Origin of the sequence: Microbacterium sp. K35 (assembly GCF_004794375.1) — a bacterium.
GTDB classification, from domain to species: domain Bacteria; phylum Actinomycetota; class Actinomycetes; order Actinomycetales; family Microbacteriaceae; genus Microbacterium; species Microbacterium sufflavum.
The window spans coordinates 1-4,383 of the sequence record NZ_SSDM01000076.1 but is presented as its reverse complement, the minus strand read 5'-3'; the positions used below and the strand labels follow the sequence as shown (position 1 = coordinate 4,383).

Sequence of the window (4,383 nt, the reverse complement as noted above, 5' to 3'; positions counted from 1 at the left end):
GGGGTACGGCTCCCGCGAAGACGGCGCCGACCCGCTGCCCCTGTGACGGGCGGCGGGTCGGCGTCGGTTCCGGGCGCTCAGGCCTCCGGGTGGGCGTCGCTGGGCAGGCTGCCGTCCGCCGGCCGGCGGTCCCACGACGGACGGCGCACCGCGTAGAACACCAGGGGCGGAGCACCCAGCACCACGATCACCGCCCCCACGATCCACGGGTAGGCCGCGGGCGGGAACGCGGTGAAGCCGTCCGGCGGGATGAACGCGAGGAGGAACGCGGCCAGGCAGGCGACGAAGCCCACGCCGGCGACCAGCGGCAGCCCCTTCACCCGGTACGCGCGCTTCACGTCCGGCGCCTTCCGCCGCAGCACGAGGGCCGAGGCGAACATCAGCATGTACATGACGAGGTACAGCGCGGCGGCCATGTCGATCAGCGCGACGAAGGCCGCGCTGACGTTCGGCACGATGATGAAGATCGCCGCGAGCACCGTCACGATCGTGCCCTGCAGCATCAGGATGCCCGACTGCACGCCCGCCTTGTTCCTCTTCTGCAGCGGCGGCGGCAGCAGCCCCGTCTCCGCCGCGGCCAGCACGCCCTTCGACGGGCCGGCGACCCAGGTGACGACCGAGGCGAGGGCGCCCGCGGCGATCAGGGCCGACACCACCGCGGTGGCCCAGCCCATGCTCCAGTGGTCGAAGTACTCCCCGAACGCGAGCATGATGCCATTCGTGAGACCGAGCTCCTTCGGCGGCACCGCGACCGCGATCGCGAGGGTCGGCAGGATGAACACGAGCAGGATGAGCGCCGCCGCGAGGAACACCGAGCGGGGGTAGCCGCGGCCGGGGTCCTTCATCTGGTTCACGTGCACCGCGTTCACCTCCATACCGGCGTAGGCCAGCACGTTCGACACGATCAGCACGATCGAGGCGAGCCCGGTGAACGGCGGGATCATCGCCGACGCCTCGAGGGGGACCTGGCTCTTCTCGCCGCTGAACACCCAGACCGCGCCGAACACGATCAGCAGCACGGCGGGCAGCAGCGTGCCGAGGATGCCGCCCCACGAGCCGAGCTTGGCGAACAGGTCGCCGCCGCGGAGGGTGACCAGCGTCGCACCCCAGTAGCAGACGATGATCACGACCGCGGTGAAGAAGCCCGAGCTCGACAGCGACGGATCCAGGAAGACGAACGCGAGCGCGCCCGCCACGAAGGCGAGCTGGGTGGGGAACCACACCACGTTCTGGATCCACTGGAGCCACACCGCGGTGAACCCCCAGCGGTTGCCGAGGGCTTCGCGCACCCAGACGTAGACGCCGCCCTTCCACCCGGTCGCGAGCTCGGCCGCCACCAGCGCCGTGGGCACCAGGAACAGGATCGCCGGGATGAGGTAGAGCATGATGCTCCCGAGGCCGTAGACCGCCATCGCCGGCAGGGAGCGCAGGCTCGCCACCACGACGAGCGTCAGCAGGGCGAGCTGCCCCACCCCCAGCACGGCCACCGCGGGCCGGGAGACGCGGGTCGACGGGGTGACGGCGGGACGGGGGGCGTGTTCGGCACCGTGTGCAGACATGACCCGCGCCTCAGTGGTGGAACGCCGAGTCGGGGTGGTCGCCCGGCATCGGCGCGGTGAGGGCGTCGAGGTGCGCGACCTCGGCGGTGATCGCGTCGAGCAGTTCGGCGGCCAGGTCCATGCTGAGGCCGTTGCGCACCACGATGCGCTGCACCGTGAGCTCCTCCAGGTCGGCGGGCATCGGGTAGGCGGGCACGAGCCAGCCGCGCATGCGCAACCGATCCTGCAGGTCGTACAGGGTCCAGTTGTCGGTATGCCCCTGCTTCAACCGCCACGCGAACACGGGGATGTCGCTGCCGTCGTTCCACAGCTCGAACGCGTCGAGCTTCGCGATGCCCGCCGACAGGAACTTCGCCACGTCCTGCGACGCCTGCTGCACCGCCCGGTACCCCTCGAAGCCGAGGCGGAGGAACAGGTAGTACTGCAGCAGCACCTGTGCGCCGGGGCGCGAGAAGTTCAGTGCGAACGTGGGCATCTCCCCGCCGAGGTAGCTGACCTGGAACACGAGGTCCTCCGGCAGCCACTGGGCGTCGCGCCACACGACCCACCCGAGTCCGGGGTACACGAGCCCGTACTTGTGGCCGGAGGTGCTGATGGAGTGCACCCGCTCCAGGCGGAAGTCCCACTCCAGGTCGGGCTGCAGGAACGGGGCGATCATCGCCCCGGAGGCGCCGTCCACGTGGATCGGGATGTCGAGCCCCGTGTTCTTCTGGATCTCGTCGAGCGCCGCCGCGATCTGCGCGACCGGCTCGTACATGCCGGTGTAGGTGACGCCCATGATCGCCACGACCCCGATCGTGTTCTCGTCGACGTACTTCTCCAGCTCGTGCCCGTCGAGCGTCTTGTGCTCCTCGCTGATCGGCACGAAGCGCGGCTCCACGTCGAAGTAGTTGCAGAACTTCTCCCAGCACACCTGCACGGCGCTCGACATCACGAGGTTCGGCGAGGAGGCGTCCTTCCCCGCGGCGCGACGCGCCTGCTGCCACCGGCGCTTGAACGCGAGCCCGCCGAGCATGCACGCCTCGGACGAGCCGATGGTGGACGTGCCGATGCTGCGGGCGGCATCCGGCGCATGCCAGAGGTTCGCGAGCATGTGCCAGCAGTTGTCCTCGATCGCGGCGGTCTGCGGGTACTCGTCCTTGTCGATCATGTTCTTGTCGAACGAGGCCATGTACACCTGCTTGGCCTCGTCGTCCATCCAGGTGCTCACGAACGTCGCGAGGTTCAGACGGGCGTTGCCGTCGAGGATGGTCTCGTCCTCGACGATCTGTTTCGCGGTCGACGGGAGCGACTCGGCGTCGGGGATCACGTGTCGCGGTGCGACCGTGGCCTCCCCCGGCCGGGTGAAGATCGGCTGACCGTCGGTGGGTGCAGTGCTCATGTGCGGAGTCCTTTCGGCTGAGTCGGCTTCTCACTCCGTTCGTCACGCTAGCCACGGCGCGTTGACGTATCTCCCGCCCCTCGCGTAAACGGGGTGAGGCTCAGGCGCCGGGACCGAGGATGAAGTTCCAGGCTCCGGTGAGCACGGCCGCCGCGACCGCGATGCCGGAGATGGCCGCGCCGACCGCGAGCAGCAGCCACTCCGCCGCCCCGAACCGCGACTCGCGCGCCCACGTGCGGCGCCCCGGCGCTCCGAACCCTCGCGCTTCCATGGCCGTGGCGAGCTTGGCGCCGCGGCGGATCGACAGCACCAGCAGCGCGAACGCCATCCCGAAGAAACGGCGCAGGCGCCCGCGGTCGGCCACCCCGCGTGCGCGCCGCGCCAGTTCGAGCGCCCGCCAGTCGTCGAGGAACAGTCCGACCATGCGCAGGCCCGCGAGCGCCCCCAGCACGAACCGGGCGGGGAGGCGGAGGATCTGCCCGAGCCCGTCGGCGAGGTCGGTGGGGTCGACGGTCACGAACAGCACCACGGACGGCAGGGCGATCGCGAGCACGCGCAGCATCGTCGCCACGGCGAGGGCGAGCGAGCCCTCGCTGATGCGCAGCACGAACCAGTCCACGTACACGGTGCCGGAGGTCTCGCCGTACAGCGCGATCGTGAGCCCGGTGAGCGGCGCCGCGAGCCACACCGGCCACGTGCGCACCCAGAACTCCCGCCAGCCGATGCCCGCGAACAGGAACAGCACGAACTCGAGCGCCAGGGCCACCGCGGCCGAGACCGGGTCGAGCGTGAGGATGAGCGGCACGGCGATCAGCGCGCTCACGCCGAGCTTGGCGACCGGGTTGATGCGGGCCACCGCGCCGGGGCAGGCCTTCGCGTCGAGCAGGGTCACGGCATGCCGCCCAGGTCGAACCGGGTGGCGTGGAGGGCTCTGGCCACGTCGAGGTCGTGCGTGATCGCGACCACGGCCGACCCCTCGTCGCGCAATGCCGCGAGCAGCGCGACCAGCTCCGCCCACGTACGCGCGTCCTGCCCGAACGTGGGCTCGTCCAGCACGAGCACCCGGGGGCGTGTGGCGATCGCGGCCGCGACCGTGAGGCGCCGCTTCTCCCCGCCGGACAGCGTGTACGGGTTCGCGGCCGCGAGACGGTCGAGGCGCAGGCGGGAGAGGAGCTCGTCGGTGCGCGCGGCGATCTCGTCCTCCGGGAGGCCGAGCGCGCGGGGGCCGACGGCGAGCTCGTCGCGCACGGTCGTGGCGAGCAGCTGATGCTCCGGCTCCTGGAACACCATGCCGACGCGGGTGAGCAGGTCGCGCGAGCTCCACCGGATGGGCGCGGGGTCGGCGCCGTCCGCGAGCTCGGGCGCGGCGACCACTGCTCCCCCCGCGGGCGGAAGGAGTCCCGCAAGCGTGAGGCCGAGCGTCGACTTGCCGGCGCCGTTGGG

4 protein-coding genes are annotated in these 4,383 nt (G+C 71.2%); all 4 read right to left on the bottom strand.

What is annotated here, in order from left to right; translation table 11 throughout:
• Positions 1–77: 77 nt before the first annotated feature.
• Positions 78–1,559: a glutamate/gamma-aminobutyrate antiporter GadC gene (gene gadC / locus DW299_RS02005; RefSeq protein ID WP_240745289.1), complete on the bottom strand. Its 1,482-nt coding sequence runs from the start codon at positions 1,557–1,559 to the stop codon at positions 78–80.
• 10 nt (positions 1,560–1,569) lie between these two features.
• Positions 1,570–2,940 carry a glutamate decarboxylase gene (gene gad / locus DW299_RS02000; RefSeq protein WP_136033349.1) on the bottom strand — a complete coding sequence of 457 codons (1,371 nt, stop codon included), beginning with the start codon at positions 2,938–2,940 and terminating at the stop codon, positions 1,570–1,572.
• Positions 2,941–3,040: 100 nt separating this feature from the next.
• Positions 3,041–3,832 carry an energy-coupling factor transporter transmembrane component T family protein gene (locus tag DW299_RS01995; RefSeq protein WP_136035451.1) on the bottom strand — a complete coding sequence of 264 codons (792 nt, stop codon included), beginning with the start codon at positions 3,830–3,832 and terminating at the stop codon, positions 3,041–3,043.
• Positions 3,829–4,383: ABC transporter ATP-binding protein (locus tag DW299_RS01990; protein ID WP_136035450.1), on the bottom strand; the 555-nt coding region annotated here is incomplete at its 5' end. The genes DW299_RS01995 and DW299_RS01990, both read right to left, overlap by 4 nt.